Here is an 18,631-nt window from a genome sequence, read left to right as displayed (position 1 = left end):
GTTCGTGAATTAAGAAGGAGCAATTTCCTGAAAATTAACGGAAACTTGGGCTACAAATTTTGTGAAGGTTTGTGCAACTTGCTGAACTTTTGCAAAAACCCCGGCGGAACGAATATATTTCTAAAAAATGCGTTCACAAGAATGTCATGATTGATCGGAGTTGTTGAATGAATCGTTAATCCAATGCATCCGATTTCTGGTTGTCTGCCATGCTAAAACATTTATTTCTTTTCGCTGCCTTGTTGTGCATGGGCCTTGACCTTCGGGCTCAGGATCCGCAGCTTTCGCAGTTTTATGCCGCTCCGCTTTATTTGAATCCGGCCTTTGCGGGCTCGGCTCTGGCTACCAGAGCTACGCTTAACTACCGCAACCAATGGCCTGCTCTTAATGCTAATTACGTCACAACCATTGCCAGCGTTGACACGTACATCGATAAAATTAATTCGGGTCTGGGTTTTATGGTCATGAACGACGCTCAGTTCAGCAACCTTCGCACGCTGGACGTGGGTTTGCAGTATTCCTATCAGGCCCGCCTGAGCGAGGAGGTTCGACTAAGGGCAGGGATTCAGGCTTCTTACGTGAATCGGAGTGTGAATTATTATGATCTGGTTTTTAACTACGACGTAACCAGCCCCGGAAATGTCACGCCCATTTATAACGACCCCGTCGTTGATGCGGGTCCACGCATCAATTACCTTGATTTTTCGGGTGGTTTGTTAGCCTATTCTGACCGATTCTGGGGGGGCATTTCAGTGCATCACCTCAACCGTCCGGATCAATCTTTCTCGGCCAATCCCGAGCGATTACCCATGAAAATTAGTCTGCAAGGAGGTTTCAAAATTCCTTTGATGGGCTGGGAGTTAGGGAATGGCCTCGGGGCCGATATGGGGCGTGAACGAAGTCTTTCACCGGCTATTCTTTATAAAAAACAGGGAAAATTTGATCAGTTGGATGTAGGACTTTACATGACTTACGACCCGCTGACGCTGGGCATCTGGTACCGCGGCATTCCCATTAAACAGTACGATCGGGGACTGAATAACCACGATGCTTTGGTTTTTCTGGTGGGATATCGACAGGATAATTTCTCCATCGGTTACAGCTACGACGCTACTATTTCAACGCTGAGTATGGCCTCAGGCGGGGCTCATGAGCTATCTATTTCTTACACACTCGAGGCGTTGTTTGATCCAAAGCCCTTTCCACGAAAACGTAAAAAAGAACTGGCCTGTCCGAAGTTTTAGTTTTCCCCGGGTTGCACCCGGGGCTACCCATGTTCCCCCCCGGAGTTAGGGTCATTCCTTTTTCAACCCCAGCGGGGTTAAACTTTTTAATAGCCCCGGATGATAATCCGGGGAGGAAACCCAATATTTGATTTTCTCCCCATTTCCCCGGGTTGCACCCTGGGCCACCCATATTCAAACCCTCCGAGGTTAGGGTTATTCCTTTTTCAATCCCAGTAGGGTCAAACTTTTAAAGTCTCCCCGGATAACAATCCCGGGGAGACTTTAAAAGCAGTCAACTACGTATTTTAAGGAAACCTTTTTGTACTCGTTACTTGTTGACTTTCTGTGCATTAAATAGGGTGTATTACCCCGGAAATTCCTCTATTTAATGAACATAACCTACCTCTAATTGGAAACTTCAAACCGGAAGTTCTCTTTCCAGCGGGTTTTCTTCTATTTTTGTGTGGCTTCGGCCCAAACCATTTAAAAAGATTTCGCAACAATGGCTCAACAGTATGATTTGATCGTAGTAGGAAGCGGCCCCGGTGGTTATCCTACTGCCATACGTGCTTCCCAGCTGGGCATGAAAGTCGCAATTGTCGAGAAAGAAAGCCTCGGAGGTATCTGCCTCAACTGGGGATGTATTCCGACGAAAGCCCTTTTAAAATCAGCTCAGGTTTTTGAATATATCAAACACGCTAAGGATTACGGTATTACTATCCAGGATGGTGCTTATAACGCTGATTTCAGTGCCGTCATTGGCCGTTCACGCGGTGTAGCTACCTCCATGAGCAAAGGCGTAGCTTTCCTGATGAAGAAGAATAAAATCGACGTCATCATGGGTTACGGTAAAGTAAAAGCGAACAAAACCGTTGAAGTAACCGCAGCTGACGGTGCAAAAACGGATTACACGGCAACCAAAGGTGTAGTGATTGCTACGGGTGGCCGAGCTCGCGAATTGCCCAATATCAAAATCGATGGCGAGAAGGTAATTGAATACCGCAAAGCCATGTCGCTCGAAAAGCAACCCAAGTCGCTGTTAGTGATTGGTTCAGGTGCTATCGGCGTAGAGTTTGCTTATGTATATGCCAGCATGGGTACGAAAGTAACCATCGTAGAGTTTATGCCGAACGTAGTCCCGTAGAGGATGAAGACGTTTCGAAAGAACTGGCCAAACAATACAAAAAATTAGGCATCGACATTTACACGAACTCTTCTGTTGAATCAGTAGATACGAGTGGTGAAGGCTGCAAAGTGAAAGTAAAAACTCCAGATGGAGAAAAAAGCTTTGACGTAGACGTAGTACTGTCCGCAGCAGGTGTGGTTGCCAACATCGAAAACATTGGCCTGGAAGACGTAGGTATTGCTACTGACCGTGGCAAGATCGTGGTTAATCAGTGGTATGAAACCAACGTTCCTGGATTCTATGCCATTGGTGATTGCGTACCTGGCCAGGCTTTAGCTCACGTAGCTACGGCTGAGGGTATCATCTGTGCCGAGCATATCGCAGGCCATCATACCGAAGCTCTGGATTACGGTAACATTCCCGGCTGTACGTACTGCTCTCCTGAAATCGCCTCGGTCGGCTTGACTGAGAAAAAAGCGAAAGAAATGGGCTACGACGTGAAAGTGGGTAAATTCCCCTTCGCTGCTTCTGGTAAAGCTACGGCAGCCGGAGCTCGTGATGGTTTCGTGAAAGTAATCTACGACGCGAAATACGGCGAGTGGTTAGGAGCTCACATGATCGGTTTCAACGTTACGGAAATGATCGCTGAAGTAGTAGCGGCCCGTAAACTGGAAACGACGGCTCACGAAATCCTGCGTACCGTTCACCCTCACCCAACCATGTCTGAGGCCGTGAAAGGTGCTACGGAAGCTGCGTACGGCGAAGCAATCGACTTATAAGATTCTTTTTCGTTCCTAAAAACTCCCTTTCAGAGGCTTCTTTGAAAGGGAGTTTTTTTGTATCTCCTCCTTCTTTTTCCTTTCCATCTATTTGATATAGCTATTAATAGACGCAATCCACCGCTTCTACATATTGAATAGAAAACTATAGGATAAACCGGAACTTTCTGTTGCCTGAAATTGTGATACTTAGGGTGTTTTTCGAAGAAAAAGCGTCTTCAAAAGGGTATTCTCAAACGGTCTGAAAACCGGAATCCCCTTTCCGTAGTTTTTACATTGATTTTTCTTTTCCGAAAAACAGTGTCTTATACTGAAAAATGGTTTGAAGAAACCCTTTTCTATGGGAAGCTATAATAAAATACCAACATCCTGTGGTGAAAGGCTTAAAGTTCTATCGATTACCCACTATTTTTGAACACCAATTTTGAGTGCAAAGGTGGCCCGGCAATTTTACAGTTTTTACTCCGGGCGGGCTTTACCCAGATCAATCGTCTGGGAATTGGATGGCAAGGGAATTGATACCTTGAAAAAACGAATCCAGGTCCCGCACTCCATTCGTTGTAAGTAATCTTTTTCCTTATGAATACCAGTAAAAAATCTGTAAAGGAAGACCCTGACGTTATATTGATCGGTGCCGGGATCATGAGTGCTACCCTGGGTATGATGCTCAAGGAATTGCAGCCCGACCTGACCATCGAAATTTTTGAACGCCTGGATGTAGTAACTGCCGAAAGTTCTGATGCCTGGAATAACGCCGGAACCGGACACTCCGCCTTTTGCGAATTAAATTATACCCCCCAGAAAGCCGACGGATCGGTTGAGATCAACAAGGCCATTAAAATTGCAGAATCCTTCGAGCTTTCGCGGGAATTCTGGGCTTATCTGGTTGAGAATAACATCATTTCAGACCCCGAAGAATTCATTGTGGATACTCCTCACATGAGCTTTGTCTGGGGTAATGATAACGTAGATTACCTGAAGAAACGTCATACCGCCCTCACCAAAAATCACTTGTTCAAGGGCATGCAATATTCGGAGGATCTCAAGCAAATTCAGGAATGGGCACCGCTCATTACGGATGGCCGCGATTCTTCCCAAAAAATAGCGGCTACCCGCATGAATATTGGCACAGATGTGAATTTCGGAGAGTTAACCCGCCGCATTTTTGATCACCTGAAATCCCTGCCTGGCGTTAACCTTCACCTGAATCACGAAGTGCGTGACATTGATCGTCAGAAAGATGGTCGCTGGAAACTGGAAGTAAAGAACCGGAAAAGCGGGAAAAAACGCCAGTTGGTTACTCCCTTCATCTTCATCGGAGCGGGCGGCGGATCTTTGCCACTCCTTGAGAAATCAGGCATTAAAGAAGGCAAAGGCTTCGGCGGTTTCCCCGTGAGCGGGCAGTGGCTGGTTTGTACAAATCCTGCTATTATTGAACGGCATCAGGCAAAAGTGTACGGTAAAGCATCCGTAGGTTCACCTCCAATGTCCGTTCCTCACCTGGATACCCGGATTATTGACGGTAAGAAAGCTCTGCTTTTCGGACCTTATGCCGGTTTTACTACAAAATTCCTGAAAAATGGATCATTCATGGATTTGCCCAAATCCATCAAGCTCAATAACATTGGGCCGATGATGGCGGCGGGAATTCAGAACATTCCCTTAACTAAATATCTGATTGATCAGGTACGTCAGTCTCCGCAGGATCGTCTGGATGCCCTGAAAGAATACATGCCAACGGCTCAGCTAGAGGACTGGAAACTGGAAATCGCTGGACAACGCGTTCAGGTTATCAAGAAAGATCCAAAAAAAGGGGGTATTCTGGAGTTCGGTACCGAGGTAGTAAGTGCCTCTGACGGCTCTATCGCCGCTTTATTAGGAGCTTCTCCAGGAGCCTCAACTTCTGTGGCTATCATGCTTGATTTGTTAAAGCGTTGTTTCGCCGAAAAGTCAAATTCAGAAGCCTGGAAAAACAAGCTCAAGCAAATGATTCCTTCGTATGGTAAACCCTTAGCGAAAGAGCCTGAATTAGTAGAAAAATCAAGAGCATGGACCAGCCGAGTATTAAAACTGGAAACCGTTAAAGCTGAATAGTGCTTATTAAATAGATAGAGAGCTCCCGGTCGTAGGATCGGGAGCTTTTTCATTTTAGAATAATGAAGCCAGTATAAAGCCGTTAACCTTCGTAGTATTAATAAGAAATGATAGTAGTCTATATTAGTTTCATAAGAAATCTGGCTGAGCATACCAGTTTCACCAATCCCGACGACTATGAGTGGCAGAAGAGGTTGGATGAGTATCAGGAATAATAGGAGAATACGTTATAAAAGAAAACCCATTTTGGTTGTAGTTAGGTACTATCGCTCTATTTACTAATAGTACCCTAAGCCATTGGAGAAATCTAGCGGCATTACCATTCAAAAGAGATATTGAATTTTTCAGCATAATTCCACCGAAGGAAAAATAGTCTTTTAAGCTTTTTGTAGCCGATAAAACAAAAAGGCCTTGCAAGTCAGAAACTTACAAGGCCTTTGCTGTACCGAGGCGGGACTCGAACCCGCATGTCCGTGAAGACACACGCCCCTGAAACGTGCGTGTCTACCAATTCCACCACTTCGGTTTACTGTAGAACTTCCCGTTTGGGATTGCAAAAGTAGCCAAAAAACAGCCCTTGTCAAGTGTTTTTTTATTTTTTTAAGAAATTCCTTTGCGAGAAATCTGTAAGCGGTATCCTATTACGTTCAGGCTTTGTGTATTTTTGTCTATAATTCGCTAATTCACGCCTATTAAGTGTCTGATTTTTAAGTCGAGCACGATATTTTCTACCAAGCCATACATTTAACGATTGAACTTTATACCCACGATGAAATCCCCTAGGTACCGCTACGCCTTTTTCGTAGTGGTTTTAGTTGGTCTTACTGCCGCCGCAGATCAAGATGATCTGGACGCTGTTTTTTCCCGCATTTCCTCTGAAGTACAACAAAATTCTCAGGCTTACGAAAAGCTGGGTGAAGCTACGCGTACCATTGGCCACCGCCTAACGGGTAGCACGAATGGCGAAAAAGCGGAGACGTATGCGTATGATTTATTAAAAAGCTATGGCATTCAGGACGTAGCCTACCAGCCTTTTTCGGTAGAAACCTGGGCTCGGGATACGGTTACGCTGGCCATCGCCCCTCGCAAGAGTGATAATTTTCATGATATTCCGGTCGTTGCTTTGGCTCATTCTCCGCTGGAAGCAAATGTCAGTGCAGACCTGGTAGACGTAGGCAATGGGCTAGAGGCAGATTTCGAAGCCAATAAAGACCGCCTTAAGGGACGTATCGCTTTAGCCAATCTGGGTTTACTGGCGGCTCCTTCAGGAGCTAAAAATCTGCATCGTTCCGAAAAAACGGCTCTGGCTATTCGATATGGAGCTTCAGGCATCGTAATGGTGAATACTGTTCCCGGAAATGTGCTGCTAACGGGAACGGCTTCGGTAACGGGCTCTCTGATTGGTATTCCGGCTGTTTGTATTTCGTTGGAAAATGGACAGCAAATCCGGGAATGGATGAAGGAAGAAAAACTCATGGCTTTGGTGGATATGCGAAATACCAGCAAAAAATCCACCAGCCGCAACGTCATTGCTACCATCAAAGGCAAAAGCCGGGATAAAATTGTTATTGGAGCTCACCTCGACAGTTGGGATCTGGCCACTGGAGCCATTGATAACGGACTGGGATCATTCGCTGTGATAGACATTGCCCGCACGTTTCAAAAACTGGGACTGAAACCCCGCCGTACCATCGAATTTGTGCTTTTCATGGGCGAGGAGCAGGGCTTATTGGGTTCGAAGGCCTACATCCGGCAGAATCGTAAATCGCTCGGCAGAATCAAGTATATGATTAATCTGGACATGACGAACCAGCCTTCAGGCGTGAACATCTCTGGCTGGAATAACATGGAAAGATTTTTCCAGGAGGTGGGCAATCATATGCAATCGTTGGACCCAAACTATAAAAACGTAATCATGAACCGGGCCGGCCTGCATTCAGACCATCAGCCTTTCATGTTGGAAGGGATTCCCACATTAACGCCCCTGGGCCATCTTCCACCGACGATTGGCATGACGTATCATACCAATCTGGACACTTTCGATAAGGTCAACAAAGAAGGACTACGAAATACGGTTCGTTATACCAGCATGCTGTTGTATGCCCTTGCTAACGCAAAAGAACTACCCACTCAACGGCTTAGCAACGAACAGACCAAAGATTTTCTCATTAAACAAGGCCTGAAAGATGAACTGGTATTAGGAAACGAGTGGCGTTGGTAAGTTACCTATACCTTACAAAAAAGCGGCTGCTTTCTGAGAAAGCAGCGCTTTTTTGTAGAAGATTAAGACTATAAATCTACCCATTCCTCGTAACCCAGAACCTGTAATTTATCCTGGCAATTCGCTGTATTTTTTTTCAGAGCCGAAATGTCAAAATACAACTCCGATTCTTTTTCCTGCACACATTCTTCCGCCGGATTTTTGAAAACGACCTGAACAGTAACGGGCATCGAACAGGGATCTTCCCCACCTACTTCGTACAAATCAAATTGGGGGGTAGGAGAGCAGGCTCCGCCGTGCTTGACGTTTACTTTCAACACATTACCTTCCCGCTGAACAGAATTAATATAAAAATCTTCTGATCCCACCGGAGGTTGCTCGTTCTGAATTAGCGTACGGGCCTGCATTTGATCCGCTTTCTCTTCTTTATCACAGGCCATCAGTGAAACACCTATCAAGCTCAATAAAAACAAAGATTTGGTCATGGCATTAGAGGCTTAAAATCAGAAATCACCTAGAGTGATTAGTAAGTTAATCATCAAATACGAGACATTGTTATGAATAGTATTTCATACGAACAAAAATTTTTCTATCTATATCCATAAAATACCAAGCCTTAATTTGGTTTTTATAGATATACTTAACTTTTCTATTTAGTTTTTCTAAAGGTACTGAGATAACCTTCGGGATCTATTGGGTTAAAATTCTGATTAACATTCAGTATTCATTCTCTTGGCTATTTACGTTTCGTCCTCAATCATCAAGCAAGTATTTACACTTTTATTAATACTTTACTCGTCTTGCGGCATTTCAGTTCTAATGTCCATGTGAACCTTCAGAAATCAGATTCATTAACTCGTTAAAGAGTAACGAGTCCTATTAATCAACCAGAACGGTGATCATAGGACTCGTTGCTGGAAACACGTGTTTTAGAAACTCATTCCCATTTTAATACTGATTCGATTGTAGGCATAATCGTAGTAGGTACCCTGGTCTTCCCCAAAGTATCGACCGCTTTCTAAAATCTGCCGTTTGTAGCCCACGCTCCAGGTAATAGCCGTTCCGCTATTAGTAGCAAAACGCAGGCCTATTGCCGGATTCAGGTGCAGACCACCCCGCTTAAAATCCAGCGATGGGTCCCTGGCAAGCCAGGTCATACCTTTGCCGATGTCCAAAGCATAAAAAGGGGTTACTGTTTTATTTTTCAGTATATCTCCCCGCAAACCTAAAGAAATGGGGACCATAAGGTTGCCTTTATAACTATCCAGTCCCACGGTGATCCCCGCTGCCAGCCAGTGCATCAGGCGATAACCGTTGAAGCTGGAAGCGGTAAAACTGGTTTTACTAACCGGAGAACTATTATTTGGACCTACCTGCCCCAAAAGCACACCCATTTCGCTAGTATTAGTATACCCTTTCTTCTGATTAACCTGGCCATAGCAGAACCCGCTCAGACACAGCATTGCTAGTAATAGAGTTGATTTCATACGAAAAGATTAGGCTTCAGGACGGGTTACGGGGATTTTGCTTAGTAGTCGAGGATTATTACGATCGGTGTAATCATACTGATAAAAACCGTCTTTACCGATCAGTAATAACAGCTTTGTACTCAGCGGGATAACATCATATGCATCCATGTTTTTAAAATGGTTTAGTAAGTGCTTGTCTAGCTCCAGCGGATTACTAACGTCAAACATTTTTAGTCCGTGACTACCTTCACACACAAATAAAGTTGGATGATCGACGCCCAAACCATAAGGGCCTTCCATGGGAAAGGATTTTAATAATTTGGGAGCATACATATCTTTCACATCAATCAGATCAAGCTGGTTACTAGGCGAGCCACCACAGATCGTTTGCTGCCGAAGCGTAACGTAGGATGGTTTTCATGCACCACTACCGGATCGCAGGCCCGTACGTGACTCAGCGTAGCCACTCGAACGGGATTATTCGGGTCGGCGTTGGAAAGGATATGTACGCCCGTTGTCGAACCTACATACAGCCGATCCTGATACGGGAAGATGGTTTCGATGCCCCATCCCAGGGTCACCACGTTGCCCTTCTGCGGATTTTGTGGCTGGCTGATGTCAAACAACTGCATATTCTGATTGGTAACGGCGTAAAGCGTATTATTCACAATCGCAAAACGAGCCATCGAGCCACCCGTTCCGCTGCCCTGATTTGGTGATGAACTGGACGATAACGAAGCAGAAAACGAGCTGGAGGCATTAAAAAAGCTGTCGAATACTAGCCAGGGATTACTCCAGGGATTCATGTTCCCCTCACAATCCGTTTCAATCACACTGGTAATTAGTTCTACATCATAGTCTGTAATTTGCGTGGGAGCCATCGCAGGATTCATTCCATTGGCGTTACTAAACCAGCTCACACCTTCTACCATGCCGCTGGTGAAAGCATTTTCAATCCGTTTTAAAAGTTTGGGCTGAGTAGGGTCCGACAGGTCAAAAACCAGGAAATCGGTGTAACTATCGGCATAGAGCATATTCCCTTTTACGGCCATATCCGCATTACCTAAAATGCTCAGGAAAGAAAGGTTTTTAGGGTTATTCGGATCGCTGTTATCAATGATATGGATTCCTTTTTTGATTTCATTGATGAACAGATAACTGCCCTTTACGTAGATTTTACCCGGCTTTTCGAGCGATTTAGCTCCTGCAATAGCAACGCCATTGTTACGTAAGTCGGCAGTAGAAATTTGCTTACTAATTAGATTTCGGGAAACGTTTGTCTGATGGCACTGGTCCTTACAGGAAGTCAGACCCAGCAAAGCGACAGCCAATACGAGTAGTGATTTTTTCATAGAAAAAGGTGTTTGGATGTTAAAGGCAATTCGTAAAAAAGGCAAAGCAAAGCCAGGGTTATGCATAGGCATAACCAGTTGTCATTCACTTGAAATTGTATGGGTAACGAGAAGAATGCGACCTAGAATCTTTACTTCATTGGTCCACAGGTGCCATCCAGACAAGTAACTGCCGGTGGGGTTACTGCGACGCAATCTGAAATTTTGCCTTCCCGACTATTTACTTCTGCTTCCAGCAGATTGTAATCCTCGACTTTTTCCTTGAGCACTTCTACGTCTGTCGGCGTAAGTGAATAAATCAGGTATTTCCAGGGGCCGCCGCAGGGCTTGCTTCCAAAGGCAATGCTCCCACATACCCGCTCCCCCTGGCAGGCCTTATCCTGAATCAAGGCCAGGATTTCCTGCTCCATGAAGCGTAATCGCTCCGAATCACCTACGATTACCTTTTCTTTCTCGCAGGAGATTAAAACCAACAATAAGCTTCCCAGAGCGAGGATACGTTTCATAGTTATTGAGCTTTTACAGGAAAGACAAGCAGAAGACACTGGTGAAAGTCAGAAAGTTGGAAAGAGAAACTATTTTTTTCAAAAAATACTGCTGTTAAAAATCGTTAAGGCTCCAAAACGCAAAAACAGAGCCCTTTTGAGGCTCTGCTTTTTATTTCTACGGTTTATTACTTTTACGCTAATTCAGCAATAATCGTTTTTCCAGAAACGGGTTTATCGCCTAGATTAACCAGAATTTTTGCATCAAGCGGTAAAAAAATATCTACACGGCTACCGAATTTAATGAAGCCAAATTCTTCTCCCTGATTAACTACATCGCCTTCTTTCACGTACCAGCAAATCCGTCGGGCCAGAGCTCCGGCAATCTGCCGAAACATTACCTCCACCCCTGATTCATGACGAACAACAATGGTTGTACGCTCGTTTTCAGTCGAAGATTTGGGGTGCCAGGCTACCAGATATTTTCCGGGATGATACTTGAAAAACGACACTACGCCTGATATAGGATTCCGGTTTATATGCACATTCACGGGCGACATGAAGATACTTACCTGCCGACGAGGGCCGTTGAAGTATTCTGTCTCCACTGTTTCTTCAATTACCACTACTTTACCATCCGCCGGAGCAATGATTTGTTTAGGGTGTTGAACCGTTTTACGACGGGGATTTCTAAAAAACTGGAGTATAATCAGGTATATGATAATGCTACCTATAATGGCTAGCTGCCTTACCAACGTTTGTTCAGGAAAGACATAGGCAATAGTAGCATTAATCGCTAGTAAAATGGCCAATGCCAGGGACAACGTAGCAATACCTTCTCGGTGGATGGTCATAAAAAAATATAAATGTTCGCGATCGGTGAGTGTTAAAGAATGACGGTAGACCTACTGATCGTCAATGCTGTACAGGAACATCAGCGTCATTGAAGCCGCAAGGTACGAAAAAATCACTCGCCGTAGTAACTTGGCCTTTATCGAACCACGATGAGATACTGCACCGTTCGAGCTGGTTTTACAGAATAATCCGTCAAAATCCAGAGGGTACTCCCTTTCTTCACTCCTTTTACCGTGTACACTCGTTCACCGATCAAATCTGATCGCACAGGTTTTTGATAAACGCTGGTAATACGCACCACACTGGAATCACTTAATGCCGATTGCCAGTTATTCTTTTCTTCCTTCTGCCCCAATCGAATTTCCCGACTTTTTCCCTCCGCAAAAACCAGTTTGGCGGGCTTTTGCCCGGGTATTAGCCCGAGCAAAAAAGTACTTATCCATACCAGAACTATCATCAGCTATAGCGATCATTACGCCAGGGATAGGCCGTATTAGAATACCCTCTTTCCTCCCAGAAACCAAGTTTATTTTCGGGTAAAAACTGAATCCGTTTGATCCATTTGGAGCCTTTCCAGGCGTATAACTGAGGCGTAATCATTCGAACCGGACCGCCGTGCTCTACGGGCAAGGTTTCGTCATAGACGGTATGGGCCAATAATACATCAGGTTTCAAGGCCTCTTCCAGCAAAACGTTGGTACTGTACGTATCATACCCATAACACATGATGTGAGTAGCGGTTTCTTTCGGCTGAACCAGTGCCGCCAGATCCATCAATCGCACGCCTTTCCAAACCATATCCAGTTTAGACCAGGTTGTTACGCAGTGAAAATCAGAAATGTCTTCTACCTGAGGTAGATTCATGAAGTCATCCCACTTCAGAATGACCGGATTTTCCACTTCTCCATCAATGGTTAATCGCCAGCGGTCCAGTGAAACGTTGGGGTGATAGCCCAAATCTAACACCGGCCACTTCTGGGTTAAGGTCTGGCCAACGGGCGTTTGTGGCATCCCATGCCGATTGATAGGTCCCCTTCCTTGTGGGGTTTCATCCGCAATCGAAGGCGTGCCTTTCATGCGTTCTTCAAACCGATCTTTCAGCTTCATCCGAGCTTCAATGATCCGGTCTAATTTATCATCAGAAGCCGATTCCATGTTTGCTAAGTTTTAAATCAAATATAGCTTGTGTTCAACGATTCTACTGCTAGAATCGTGCCCAGCGACTTGCTGGTAGTTTCTTTTTTCAAGAAAAAAGCCCATTCGTTAAGAAATGGGCTTTTCTATTCAATACAATGCTATTTAAAACCTAGGAAACCAGCGTTACGACTGCCAGTTCACGAACGGCCCGGGCAATGCCCTCGGGATCAAAACCACATTCGCGATGTAGGTCTATTTGCTCGCCGTGTTCCACAATTCGGTCAGGAATACCTAGACGTTTGATTTTGGCAGTATACCCATGTTCGGTCATGAATTCAACTACCGCCGAACCCATACCACCCATCAGACAGCCATCTTCTACAGTAATGACTTTATCAAATTTCTGGAAAACTTCGTGTAATAAGGCTTCATCCAGGGGTTTTACGAAACGCAGGTCATAATGAGCCGGGTGTAAGCCTTCTTTTTCCAGTAACTGACAGGCCTTGGGAACGTAGTTACCAATGTGGCCGATGGTTAAGATAGCTACGTCTTCTCCCTCCTGAACTTTTCGGCCTTTGCCAATTTCCATTAACTCAAAAGGCGTACGCCATTCCGGCATTATACCTTCGCCCCGAGGATAACGAATGGTCATGGACTGGGTACCAGACTGGAAACCTTCACTTTGAGCGGTGAACATTAAATTACGCAACTCACGCTCGTCCATCGGGGAGGCCACCACCATGTTCGGAATGCATCGCATGAAAGCAATGTCATAGGCTCCGTGGTGCGTCGGACCGTCGGCACCAGCAAAACCAGCCCGATCCAGACAGAAAATAACGGGTAATTCCTGAATACACACGTCATGTATAACCTGATCATACGCTCGTTGCATGAAGGTGCTGTAAATATTACAGAATACCGTCAGCCCCTGCGTAGCCATTCCGGCAGAAAAGGTTACCGCGTGTTGTTCGGCAATACCCACATCAAACGCCCGATCCGGCATGGCTTTCATCATGATATTCATGGATGAACCACTCGGCATGGCGGGGGTAACGCCTACGATACTACTATTTTGTTCGGCCAGTTCCACGAGTGTGTTTCCAAACACTTCCTGATACTTAGGAGGCTGGGGCTTCTCGTAAACCTTCTTGAAAATCTCACCAGTAATCTTATCGAACTTGCCGGGAGCATGCCATTTGGTCTGATCTTTCTCCGCAGGAGCGTAGCCTTTTCCTTTGACGGTAACGCAATGCAGAATTTTAGGACCGGGAATATCTTTCAGATCGGAGAAAATTTCAACCAGATGATCAATATCATGACCATCAACGGGGCCGAAATAACGCAGATTCAGAGATTCAAATAAGTTACTCTGATGCAGTAACGTGGCCTTCAGGCCATTCTCAATTTTGGAGACAATTTCCTGTGCCGTCCGACCGAAGTTACTCATCTTACCCAGCAGATTCCATACTTCGTCTTTCACCCGATTATAGGTATGAGACGTAGTGATGTCCGTCAAGTAATCTTTCAAAGCCCCCACGTTGGGGTCGATACTCATACAGTTATCATTGAGAACAATCAGCAAATTGCTGTCTTTCAACGATCCCGCATGGTTCATGCTTCGAAGGCCATACCGCCCGTCATGGCTCCGTCGCCAATAATGGCTACGTGCTGTTGCTTGGTATTACCCTTATGCAAAGCCCCTACCGACATCCCTAAAGCCGCCGAAATTGAAGTAGAGGAGTGCCCTACGCCAAAGGCATCATAAGGGCTTTCTTTCCGTTTGGGAAAGCCCGAAAGTCCACCATAAAAGCGATTGGTATGAAAACGATTCCGCCGACCGGTAAGGATTTTATGACCATAAGCCTGGTGACCTACATCAAAAACCATCTGGTCTTCAGGCGTATTTAACACGTAATGCAGAGCTACGGTAAGTTCAACCACTCCCAAACTAGCTCCGAAATGCCCGCCGTATACCGAGACATTATCTATGATAAACTGACGTAACTCCTGGCAGACCTGAACCAACTGCGATTTATCAAGTTTTCGCAGCTCGTCAGGGGTGTCAATTTGAGCTAACAAAGGACCAGGCGTAATAAGCATTGCATAAGAGATTCAAAAACTGAATGAGTGACTCGTTGTATTTTACTCAGTCAATTAGTCGTAGTTTATCCTAAACAGCTGAAAGTCATTAAATGTTTCAATTTTTCAGCAGGATCATTTAGGAAATGAGGCACAAAGTTACTGTAAAATAACTTACCTATACGATTTAATAGAGTATGTATTCCACAGAAAAGCCCCTCGAAGATTGAGGGGCCGTTCGCTTAGTTTTTCTGACTGGCTTTGTAGAGCTTCTGTTTTTCCTCCCGAGTCAGGCTTTCGTAGCCTGATTTTGAAATTTTATCCAGAATAGCATCAATTTCTTCATCTCCCGGATAGTCCTCGGCAGTAGCCGTGCTGTAAGTCGTATAAGTCGTCCGTGTTTGAGAACGATATTTCACCTGCATGGTAGGACGAGGCTGACGGGCAAATAAACGTTTGAAAAAATCCAGGACCGCTTCCACGGGCTGGCCTAAATCAATGCCCCGACGTAACATCCGAATGTACATATAGCCAAATAAGGCTCCACTCAGGTGAGCGATATTACCTCCCGCATTGGTTCCCGGAATCTGAGCGAAAGAAACAATAACCCAGAAAGCAGCAATGTATTTAATTCGAACCGGACCAATGATTAATACGTGAAAAGTATAATTGGGCAAAAGCGTTGCTGCCCCTAACATAACGGCATAGACGGCTCCTGAAGCTCCCAGATTTAATACATCCAGTTGACTCTGATACAAAGGAACCAGATTGTAAAGGGCAATGAAGACAAAGCCCCCGAAAATGCCTCCCAACAGGTAAATGCTAACCAGCCGTCGGCTACCGAGATATTCCTGCACCAACTGCCCAAACCAGAACAGAAAAAGCATATTGAAAAGAATATGCAGGACGTTCTGATGTACAAAACAGTAGGTTAGTAAAGTCCAAGGTTTGTAAAGCACATGAGCCAGGTTGGATTTTAAAGCCACCTGGTTCAGAATGATGTCGTAAATACCCGCTTTTCCGGCAAGACTAAAACTTACCTGTAACACCAGTAAGAGTAGAAATACAAATACGTTGATCAGGATTAACTGAATCAACCCGTTGTCCCGTCTGGAAAAGGCCTCTTTTATGTCGTCTACAAAGCCGCTCATAACCCGATTATAATGTTAATACTGCTCCTAATGGCCATACAAATAGCTATACTAGTATAACGGGTACGGCTAGGTTTGGGTTCTAAAAAAATAATGCCTGATTAATAAAAATTTTTTCGTTGCCGGGCCCAATATCTGATCAGAATATACGCAAACAACATCCCGCCAATGTGGGCGAAGTGTGCCACGTTATCTCCCGGATTGCGGTGTAAACCAGAATACAATTCGAATATACCATATAAAGCTACAAAATATTTAGCCTTGATTGGAAACGGTATCAGGAACAAAAACAGCTCCGTGTTAGGAAATAACATGCCGAAAGCCATCAACAATCCAAAAATAGCTCCAGACGCTCCCACCATGGGGGTGTTGACCGTACTTTGGAGTACCTCTTTCACTCCTTGAATACACTGGTTTTGCAAAAATGTATCATCAGGATTCTTTAAGTACTGGATGACAAGTCGATTAGATTCCCAGCCAGGGGCGTGATCATTGATGAAACCTACGAGATTTGTAGGATCAGGGTCTTGAATAAACGTAAGGGCTGATTGATATAATTGATTGTATTCATAATAATTAATTCCCGAATACAATAGACCTGCTCCGATACCCGTAAAAAAGTAAAAGAATGTAAATCGCTTGGTTCCCCAGAGGTTTTCCAGATTTGGCCCAAAAATGATCAGAGCAAACATGTTACTGAAAATGTGTCCAAAGTCCTGAACAGCATGTAGAAACATGTACGTGACAAACTGGATAGGGTTAAAGAGACTAGAGCTCACGTTGTGCAAAGCCAGCAAATCTGTGATCGGGGGAAAAACCAGTCGTTGCATGGCGTACATGGCCACATTCACAATCAATATAATTCGAACCGCAGGCGTAAGATTGAACATATCAGGTTATACTTTTTTATAGAACGGGTACTACAGGCTTTTCAGCTCTTTTTTTAGAGGAATAGCTACTAAATTTTTCTGCCAGTACTGACAGAATTCCGTTAGCTGACATTCCTGACACTTTGGCGACCGGGCCAGGCAGACGTATCGTCCGTGTAGAATCAACCAATGGTGAGCTCTGGGTACCTTTTCTTTGGGAATGTATTTCATCAATTCCTTCTCAACGGCTAGCGGGGTCGTTGCCGTTTTATTAACCAGCCCCATACGATGCGAAACCCGAAAGACGTGCGTATCCACGGCCATTGTCGGCTGATTGTAAATCACCGAAGCAATTACGTTTGCCGTTTTTCTGCCTACACCCGGCATTTTCTGCAAATCTTCGACTTTGGCAGGAACTTCCGAACCGAATTCGTTAACCAGAATTTTGGCCATTCCAACCAGATGCTTTGCCTTATTATTAGGGTAGGAAATCGAGCGAATGTACTCAAAAACCTCATCAGGGCTAGCCAATTGCAATAATTCAGGCGTTGGGAAACGCTCGAACAATTTAGGCGTGACCATATTAACCCGTTTATCCGTACACTGGGCAGAAAGAATAACCGACACCAGTAATTCATACGGATTTCGATAAATCAGCTCGGTCTCAGGTTCGGGAAAATGTTCGGTAAAGTAGGCAATCAGGCCTGCGTAACGTTCTTTCTTAGTCATAAGCAAAAAAACCCCGTCTCGTCAATGGAGAGGGGTACGCGAATATAAACAAAAAACCAATCCCGTTTCAGTGATACTGCTGACGGGACTGGCTTTGCTGACGCTTCTCTTTCGAGTAGTTCAGAATTGTATCAATTACGCGGGTGGATGGCTCCAGCTCAATTTTATTCAGACCAGCTTTCAAATCCATGACATCGAGATAGAACAGGAGTAACTCATGGTCGTGCATGAGCAGTTCTTCGATCTGCTGGTTTTCTTCCGTAGTGGTTTCTTCGTAAGCGTAACGAAGAATGTCATTTTGTGTAAAGGTTTGTATCATGCGTACGTACGTTTTTACTCATCATCTTCCGTAAATTGATGAGAGCATAACGCATACGACCTAACGCGGTGTTAATACTAACGCCCGTTGCATCAGCAATTTCCTGAAAGCTCATGTCTTCGTAGTGCCGCATAACCAGTACTTCACGCTGCGGTTCAGGGAGCCGCGTAATGAGATCTTTCAGGTGTTCATACGTTTCGTTACGAATCGTCGTCGCCTCGATGGAGTCGTCCGCAAATTCTAACGTATTAAACACATTGCTTCCGTCTTCGAACACCACTTCGGGGTAGCGTCTCTCTCGGCGGAAAAAATCAATTGCGAGGTTGTGAGCAATTCGTACGATCCAGGGAAGAAATTTACCTTCTTCGTTATATCGTCCTGATTGCAGCGTATCGACGGCCTTGATGAAGGTATCCTGAGTCAAATCTTCTGCCACAAACGAGTCCTTAACGATAAGGTAAATGGTTGTGTAAACCTTTGATTTATATCTGTTTACTAAATGCTCAAAGGCACGCTCATTACCACGGATATATAGCGAAACCAGCTCACTGTCGCTAAATTGGACTTTTGCCATTTACTTTCCAGTTTAGTTAACGTAGAGCGGTGCTGCATGTAGTATCTCCTATCCGGTTTTTTTTAAGAATTTGTAATAATCAAAATTAATGAGCTTACGCAAATAACCAAAAATGATTCAGTCAAACGAAGCCTCTGGACGACATATTTAACAGATTTTAACAAGC

16 protein-coding genes and 2 pseudogenes are annotated in these 18,631 nt (G+C 44.7%); 4 read left to right on the top strand and 14 right to left on the bottom strand.

Annotated features, from left to right (window positions below; genetic code table 11):
• Positions 1 to 209: 209 nt before the first annotated feature.
• The 4 genes and pseudogenes from BWI96_RS09775 (at position 210) to BWI96_RS09755 (ending at position 7,446) form a co-directional block, all read left to right on the top strand.
• Positions 210 to 1,244, top strand: a complete 1,035-nt coding sequence (locus BWI96_RS09775; RefSeq protein ID WP_106636468.1) for a type IX secretion system membrane protein PorP/SprF — start codon at positions 210 to 212, stop codon at positions 1,242 to 1,244.
• Between the two features lie 484 nt (positions 1,245 to 1,728).
• Positions 1,729 to 3,131 (top strand): annotated as a pseudogene (gene lpdA, locus BWI96_RS09770) (dihydrolipoyl dehydrogenase).
• A gap of 579 nt (positions 3,132 to 3,710) precedes the next feature.
• Entirely contained in the window at positions 3,711 to 5,225 is a 1,515-nt protein-coding gene (locus BWI96_RS09765; RefSeq protein WP_106636467.1) for a malate:quinone oxidoreductase, read from the top strand.
• Positions 5,226 to 5,994: 769 nt separating this feature from the next.
• Positions 5,995 to 7,446 carry a M20/M25/M40 family metallo-hydrolase gene (locus tag BWI96_RS09755; protein ID WP_106636466.1) on the top strand — a complete coding sequence of 484 codons (1,452 nt, stop codon included), beginning with the start codon at positions 5,995 to 5,997 and terminating at the stop codon, positions 7,444 to 7,446.
• Between the two features lie 68 nt (positions 7,447 to 7,514).
• Here the strand turns inward: BWI96_RS09755 and BWI96_RS09750 are convergent, their stop codons facing one another.
• From BWI96_RS09750 to BWI96_RS09685, 14 genes and pseudogenes are all read right to left on the bottom strand, one after another.
• Entirely contained in the window at positions 7,515 to 7,931 is a 417-nt protein-coding gene (locus BWI96_RS09750) for a hypothetical protein (RefSeq protein ID WP_106636465.1), read from the bottom strand.
• Positions 7,932 to 8,375: 444 nt separating this feature from the next.
• Positions 8,376 to 8,933: a hypothetical protein gene (locus BWI96_RS09745; RefSeq protein ID WP_157830292.1), complete on the bottom strand. Its 558-nt coding sequence runs from the start codon at positions 8,931 to 8,933 to the stop codon at positions 8,376 to 8,378.
• 9 nt (positions 8,934 to 8,942) lie between these two features.
• Entirely contained in the window at positions 8,943 to 9,248 is a 306-nt protein-coding gene (locus BWI96_RS22330) for a hypothetical protein (protein WP_232793667.1), read from the bottom strand.
• A 14-nt stretch (positions 9,249 to 9,262) separates the two neighbouring features.
• Positions 9,263 to 10,267: an LVIVD repeat-containing protein gene (locus tag BWI96_RS09740; protein ID WP_232793666.1), complete on the bottom strand. Its 1,005-nt coding sequence runs from the start codon at positions 10,265 to 10,267 to the stop codon at positions 9,263 to 9,265.
• 131 nt (positions 10,268 to 10,398) lie between these two features.
• Entirely contained in the window at positions 10,399 to 10,773 is a 375-nt protein-coding gene (locus tag BWI96_RS09735; RefSeq protein ID WP_157830291.1) for a hypothetical protein, read from the bottom strand.
• 173 nt (positions 10,774 to 10,946) lie between these two features.
• Entirely contained in the window at positions 10,947 to 11,606 is a 660-nt protein-coding gene (locus BWI96_RS09725) for a phosphatidylserine decarboxylase family protein (RefSeq protein ID WP_106636461.1), read from the bottom strand.
• Between the two features lie 137 nt (positions 11,607 to 11,743).
• Entirely contained in the window at positions 11,744 to 12,064 is a 321-nt protein-coding gene (locus tag BWI96_RS09720) for a hypothetical protein (protein WP_106636460.1), read from the bottom strand.
• The gene (locus BWI96_RS09715) at positions 12,064 to 12,762 is read right to left on the bottom strand and encodes a molybdopterin-dependent oxidoreductase (protein ID WP_106636459.1); all 699 of its coding nucleotides are present in this window, start codon (positions 12,760 to 12,762) and stop codon (positions 12,064 to 12,066) included. Before BWI96_RS09715 ends, BWI96_RS09720 begins: the two co-directional genes overlap by 1 nt.
• Positions 12,763 to 12,913: 151 nt before the next feature.
• Positions 12,914 to 14,844, bottom strand: a pseudogene (dxs, locus tag BWI96_RS09710) (1-deoxy-D-xylulose-5-phosphate synthase).
• Between the two features lie 221 nt (positions 14,845 to 15,065).
• Positions 15,066 to 15,974: a rhomboid family intramembrane serine protease gene (locus tag BWI96_RS09705; RefSeq protein WP_106636458.1), complete on the bottom strand. Its 909-nt coding sequence runs from the start codon at positions 15,972 to 15,974 to the stop codon at positions 15,066 to 15,068.
• Between the two features lie 101 nt (positions 15,975 to 16,075).
• Complete coding sequence (locus tag BWI96_RS09700; RefSeq protein ID WP_106636457.1) at positions 16,076 to 16,864, bottom strand: rhomboid family intramembrane serine protease; 789 nt, start codon at positions 16,862 to 16,864, stop codon at positions 16,076 to 16,078.
• A 30-nt stretch (positions 16,865 to 16,894) separates the two neighbouring features.
• Positions 16,895 to 17,572, bottom strand: a complete 678-nt coding sequence (nth, locus tag BWI96_RS09695) for an endonuclease III (protein WP_106636456.1) — start codon at positions 17,570 to 17,572, stop codon at positions 16,895 to 16,897.
• Positions 17,573 to 17,639: 67 nt separating this feature from the next.
• Positions 17,640 to 17,891: a hypothetical protein gene (locus tag BWI96_RS09690; protein ID WP_106636455.1), complete on the bottom strand. Its 252-nt coding sequence runs from the start codon at positions 17,889 to 17,891 to the stop codon at positions 17,640 to 17,642.
• A complete protein-coding gene (locus BWI96_RS09685; RefSeq protein ID WP_106636454.1) occupies positions 17,866 to 18,465 on the bottom strand; it encodes an RNA polymerase sigma factor in 600 nt (199 codons plus the stop codon). Before BWI96_RS09685 ends, BWI96_RS09690 begins: the two co-directional genes overlap by 26 nt.
• Positions 18,466 to 18,631: the final 166 nt, after the last annotated feature.

The organism is Siphonobacter sp. SORGH_AS_0500 (assembly GCF_002838835.1).
Taxonomy (GTDB): Bacteria; Bacteroidota; Bacteroidia; order Cytophagales; family Spirosomataceae; genus Siphonobacter.
This window is presented reverse-complemented; position numbering and strand designations above follow the sequence as displayed.

What these genes read in the sequence shown, in the direction of transcription:
- BWI96_RS09775 (WP_106636468.1), top strand. Translation starts at nt 210, where the DNA reads ATGCTAAAACATTTATTTCTTTTCGCTGCCTTGTTGTGCATGGGCCTT.
- BWI96_RS09765 (WP_106636467.1), top strand. Translation starts at nt 3,711, where the DNA reads ATGAATACCAGTAAAAAATCTGTAAAGGAAGACCCTGACGTTATATTG.
- BWI96_RS09755 (WP_106636466.1), top strand. Translation starts at nt 5,995, where the DNA reads ATGAAATCCCCTAGGTACCGCTACGCCTTTTTCGTAGTGGTTTTAGTT.
- BWI96_RS09750 (WP_106636465.1), bottom strand. Translation starts at nt 7,931, where the DNA reads ATGACCAAATCTTTGTTTTTATTGAGCTTGATAGGTGTTTCACTGATG.
- BWI96_RS09745 (WP_157830292.1), bottom strand. Translation starts at nt 8,933, where the DNA reads ATGAAATCAACTCTATTACTAGCAATGCTGTGTCTGAGCGGGTTCTGC.
- BWI96_RS22330 (WP_232793667.1), bottom strand. Translation starts at nt 9,248, where the DNA reads ATGTATGCTCCCAAATTATTAAAATCCTTTCCCATGGAAGGCCCTTAT.
- BWI96_RS09740 (WP_232793666.1), bottom strand. Translation starts at nt 10,267, where the DNA reads ATGAAAAAATCACTACTCGTATTGGCTGTCGCTTTGCTGGGTCTGACT.
- BWI96_RS09735 (WP_157830291.1), bottom strand. Translation starts at nt 10,773, where the DNA reads ATGAAACGTATCCTCGCTCTGGGAAGCTTATTGTTGGTTTTAATCTCC.
- BWI96_RS09725 (WP_106636461.1), bottom strand. Translation starts at nt 11,606, where the DNA reads ATGACCATCCACCGAGAAGGTATTGCTACGTTGTCCCTGGCATTGGCC.
- BWI96_RS09720 (WP_106636460.1), bottom strand. Translation starts at nt 12,064, where the DNA reads ATGATAGTTCTGGTATGGATAAGTACTTTTTTGCTCGGGCTAATACCC.
- BWI96_RS09715 (WP_106636459.1), bottom strand. Translation starts at nt 12,762, where the DNA reads ATGGAATCGGCTTCTGATGATAAATTAGACCGGATCATTGAAGCTCGG.
- BWI96_RS09705 (WP_106636458.1), bottom strand. Translation starts at nt 15,974, where the DNA reads ATGAGCGGCTTTGTAGACGACATAAAAGAGGCCTTTTCCAGACGGGAC.
- BWI96_RS09700 (WP_106636457.1), bottom strand. Translation starts at nt 16,864, where the DNA reads ATGTTCAATCTTACGCCTGCGGTTCGAATTATATTGATTGTGAATGTG.
- nth (WP_106636456.1), bottom strand. Translation starts at nt 17,572, where the DNA reads ATGACTAAGAAAGAACGTTACGCAGGCCTGATTGCCTACTTTACCGAA.
- BWI96_RS09690 (WP_106636455.1), bottom strand. Translation starts at nt 17,891, where the DNA reads ATGATACAAACCTTTACACAAAATGACATTCTTCGTTACGCTTACGAA.
- BWI96_RS09685 (WP_106636454.1), bottom strand. Translation starts at nt 18,465, where the DNA reads ATGGCAAAAGTCCAATTTAGCGACAGTGAGCTGGTTTCGCTATATATC.